The organism is Mesorhizobium sp. M7D.F.Ca.US.004.03.1.1, assembly GCF_003998635.1.
GTDB lineage: Bacteria > Pseudomonadota > Alphaproteobacteria > Rhizobiales > Rhizobiaceae > Mesorhizobium > Mesorhizobium loti.
Map to the genome: position 1 here is coordinate 1 of NZ_RZQG01000612.1, position 3,647 is coordinate 3,647.

3 protein-coding genes and 1 pseudogene are annotated in these 3,647 nt (G+C 60.8%); all 4 read left to right on the forward strand.

Annotated features, from left to right (window positions below; genetic code table 11):
* Positions 1 to 570, forward strand: a 570-nt coding sequence (locus tag EN935_RS26395) for a molybdopterin cofactor-binding domain-containing protein (RefSeq protein WP_164771352.1), incomplete at its 5' end; no start/stop codon positions are given.
* Positions 567 to 1,250, forward strand: coding sequence for an FCD domain-containing protein (locus tag EN935_RS26400; protein WP_127262866.1), 684 nt, complete (start codon positions 567 to 569; stop codon positions 1,248 to 1,250). The genes EN935_RS26395 and EN935_RS26400, both read left to right, overlap by 4 nt.
* Positions 1,251 to 1,651: 401 nt before the next feature.
* Positions 1,652 to 3,223: an NAD(P)/FAD-dependent oxidoreductase gene (locus EN935_RS26405; protein WP_127262867.1), complete on the forward strand. Its 1,572-nt coding sequence runs from the start codon at positions 1,652 to 1,654 to the stop codon at positions 3,221 to 3,223.
* A gap of 24 nt (positions 3,224 to 3,247) precedes the next feature.
* A pseudogene (locus EN935_RS42280) lies at positions 3,248 to 3,647 on the forward strand (hypothetical protein); the annotation flags it as partial.

Consider the following 3,647-nt stretch of genomic DNA (forward strand, 5'->3'; position numbering starts at 1 on the left):
GATCGAAAATACGGCAACCTGACGCTGACCTATGCCGCGCAACTGCATGTCGTGGTCGTCGAGATCGATGAGTTGACGTCGGCCGTGCGTATCCTGGACTATGCGGCGATGGACGATTGCGGACGAGTGATAAACCACACGATCGTGAGGGGACAGGTCAACGGCGCCATCGCCCACGGCATTGGCGCGGCGCTGATGGAAAGCTTGCGCTACGACGAAAACGGCAATCTGCTTACGGCTACTTTCAGCGATTACACGCCTATCACCATCATGAACATGCCTCGGGTCAAGCTGGGCAACATGGAGTCGCCTTCGCCCTTCACGTACAACGGCGCCAAGGGCATGGGTGAGGGTGGCGGCTGTGCGCTGCATGCGCTGTCGTCCGCCCTTCAGGATGCCCTTGCGGGCAATGGAATTATCATCCAGCGCTCGCATTACTCGCCGAGCGAACTTTACGACCTCATCTCGTCCCACGTTGGGAGCGCTGTTGTGCGCAAGCATACGGCTGCTGTTGGCAGCGGCGCGTCCGCGGTCTGCGCGGTTGAACAGCACGAAAATTCTCTACAATGAAGTCGGTGCCGATGGCGTTTAGAGACGATCTTGGCTCCGACCAACTGGTCGATTTGCTGCGCGGCAACATTTTGCGCTGTGTGTTGAAGCCTGGCTCGCGGCTGGTACTCGATGAACTAAAGGCACGCTTTGGCTTCGGCGCGAGCCCGCTCCGGGAAGCCCTGATGCAACTCGTTGCTGACGGTTTGGTGGTATTCGAGGCTAATCGGGGATTTCGCGTGGCGCCCCTTTCAAAGGGTCATTTTGACGATATCGCGCGCGTCCGTACGGCGCTCGACGTGACCGCGGTAACTTGGGCGCTCGAACACGGCTCGATCGAATGGGAGGTCAGGCTGGTGGGCGCGTTTCATCGCCTCGCCAGCTTGCGGAAGTCCTCTGAAACGACCATGGAAGGTGAGTGGAGCGCGGCACACCGGTCATTCCACAGCGCGCTCGTTTCCGGATGCGAATCGCCGACGTTGCTGCAGCTTACGGCTTCTGTGTTCGACCATATCGAACGCTACATCGCGCTTTCGGTAACTCTCGAGGGGACGATCCGCGATGGCATGATGGAGCATGAAGCCATCATGAAGGCAGCCTTGGACCGAGACCTCACGAAAACGCTGGATCTTCTTCATGCCCACAACAGACGCACCGAAGACACGGTGAACGCATATCTCCTCGAAAACGGTGGAGAATGATCGTAGCGCAAACGGACAAGATGCCGGTGAACTTCGGGACAACGCTGGCTCGGGCATCAGTCGCGCCTCGGCGTTCATGACGCCGCCGACCGGAATCACCGGCTAGTACCGGACGGTCCGATATCGAGTGAAGGGCAGTGAAGGCCGCCGCAATCAGCCGATGGCCGTATGCGTTTCTGCGGGCCTTGTCGTCATGATCACCGACTGGACCGCTAGCAACGCATTCGCGTGTGCCTGGCAGCTCCGCATCTCGGCTGTCCTGAACGGGACCTTCCAAAGATTTTGCGTCGATGGACGCCTTTGCGGCAGGCGTTCCAATCAACGCGTGAAACACGGGATCGAGCCAAAGCTGGCCGTGAGCGCGGTATGGGCAATGTGAGTTTGCCGTAAGGAGGACAGGAATGACAAGCTTTGACGCAATCCTCATAGGCGGCGGCCACAACGCGCTGGCCTGTGCGGCGCATCTCGCGCAACGCGGCTGGAAGGTTGGGGTGTTCGAGCGCAACGCGGTCTGCGGCGGCGCGGTGCGCACCGAGGAAATCACCCTTCCGGGCTATCGGCACGATCTCGGCGCGATGAACCTGAACCTTTTCGCCGGTTCTGCCTTCTACCGCGCCTATCGGGAGAAGCTCGTTGAGGCAGGTCTTGCCTTCGCGCCGGCAACAGATTGCTTCGCCAGCGTCTTCGCAGATGACAAGTGGTTCGGCGTCAGCAGCGACCTAAACCGCAATCTGTCACGGCTCGTAAATCTCTCGCACCGCGATGCCGAACAATGGCGCCGGCTCGCCGAGCGATTCCCGAAAGACTCTGGGCCGCTCCTGCGTCTGCTTGGATCGCCAATGACGGCCTGGGGCCTGGCTGCCACGGCGTGGGCAATTTGGCGCGCCAAGGGCGTGCGAGGTTCGCTCGAGATGTTGCGGTTCCTGCTCTCCTCCTCTCGCGAGTGGCTGGATCAAACCTTCGAAAGCCCGGAAGTGCGCGCGACCATGGCCGCCTGGGGCATGCATCTGGATTTTGCTCCGGATATTCCGGGCGGAGCGATTTTCCCTTATCTGGAGTCCATGGCCAGCCAGGCTTTTGGATTGGTGTTGGGCAAAGGCGGCGCCGACACCATGATCAAGGCGATGGAAACGCTGATCACCTCGGCGGGAGGCGTCATCCGTACCAATGCCGATGTCGAGACGATCAGCGTCAGCGGCAATCGTGCGACCGGCGTTGTGCTTGCGTCTGGCGAGCAGGTGACCGCCTCCAAGGTCGTCATCGCCGGCGTCACGCCTTCCGCGCTGCTTGGATTGCTCGGCGGCAGTTCGGGCGATGCCGGCTTCGACCAGGCCATGGGCAAGTTCAGACATGCGCCAGGCACCTTGATGGTCCATCTCGCGACGAAGGAGCTCCCGAATTGGCGCGCCAGCGAGGAGCTTCGCCGTTTTGCCTACGTGCACATCGCACCCTCGCTTGACCAAATGGCGCGTGTCTACCAGCAGGCGGTCGCCGGCATCATGCCGGCGGAGCCGGTGCTCGTGGTCGGCCAGGCGACCGCGATTGACCCCGGCCGAGCCCCCGAAGGCAACCACATCCTTTGGATCCAAGTGCGCATGCTTCCGAAGATCATCGAACGCGACGAGGCCGGCACTATCGATTCACGCGACTGGCGTTTGGCCAAGGAAGCCTACGCCGACCGCGTCGTTGCCATCATTGAAAAGCACGCACCTGGGCTTACGGAAAGCATAATGGCGCGCGCGGTCTTTTCGCCGCTCGACCTGCAGGCAATGAACGTCAACCTGGTCGGAGGCGACGGGCTGGGCGGCAGCCACCATCTGGCGCAGAACTTCCTTTTTCGTCCGGCAGCGGGCCGCGCCAACGGTAGCACTCCCGTCCGCAATCTTCATCTGGTCGGCGCATCCGTTTGGCCAGGAGCAGGCGTTGGCGCCGGATCCGGGTTCCTGCTGGCTCAGAACCTCGCCGGAAAGTGAGCGGGAGCGCTCCCGACGAGGCCGATGGTTGTTGCATTCAACGCAAAGACCAAGTTTTCCAGCCGCATTGTCCGACCCTTCGGAACAACTAAGATTGCCGAAAAAGCAGCGTGTGGCATGGCTTTGGCCAAGGTCTCATCAGATAGGGCGCGTTATCGGATGGCTGCTTCGGTACGCAACAGCGACAGGGGAACCAAGATGCTAATCAACAGACGAAAAGTGCTCGGCTACGGCGCAGGTGCGCTCGGTGCAGCAACGCTGGGTATGCCGAACCTTGTTCGAGCCCAGTCAAGCGATCTCACGATCGCCTATAACGTAAACCTCCCCTCCTGGGATCCGACGGCGGGTCCTTCGGCCGTCAATCCCACGATCCAGGGCATTTATCAGTCTGTCTTCGACCAGATCATCCTGCAGAAGCCTGACT

Coding starts and splice junctions, on each gene's coding strand:
- EN935_RS26400 (WP_127262866.1), top strand. CDS start 567: ATGAAGTCGGTGCCGATGGCGTTTAGAGACGATCTTGGCTCCGACCAA.
- EN935_RS26405 (WP_127262867.1), top strand. CDS start 1,652: ATGACAAGCTTTGACGCAATCCTCATAGGCGGCGGCCACAACGCGCTG.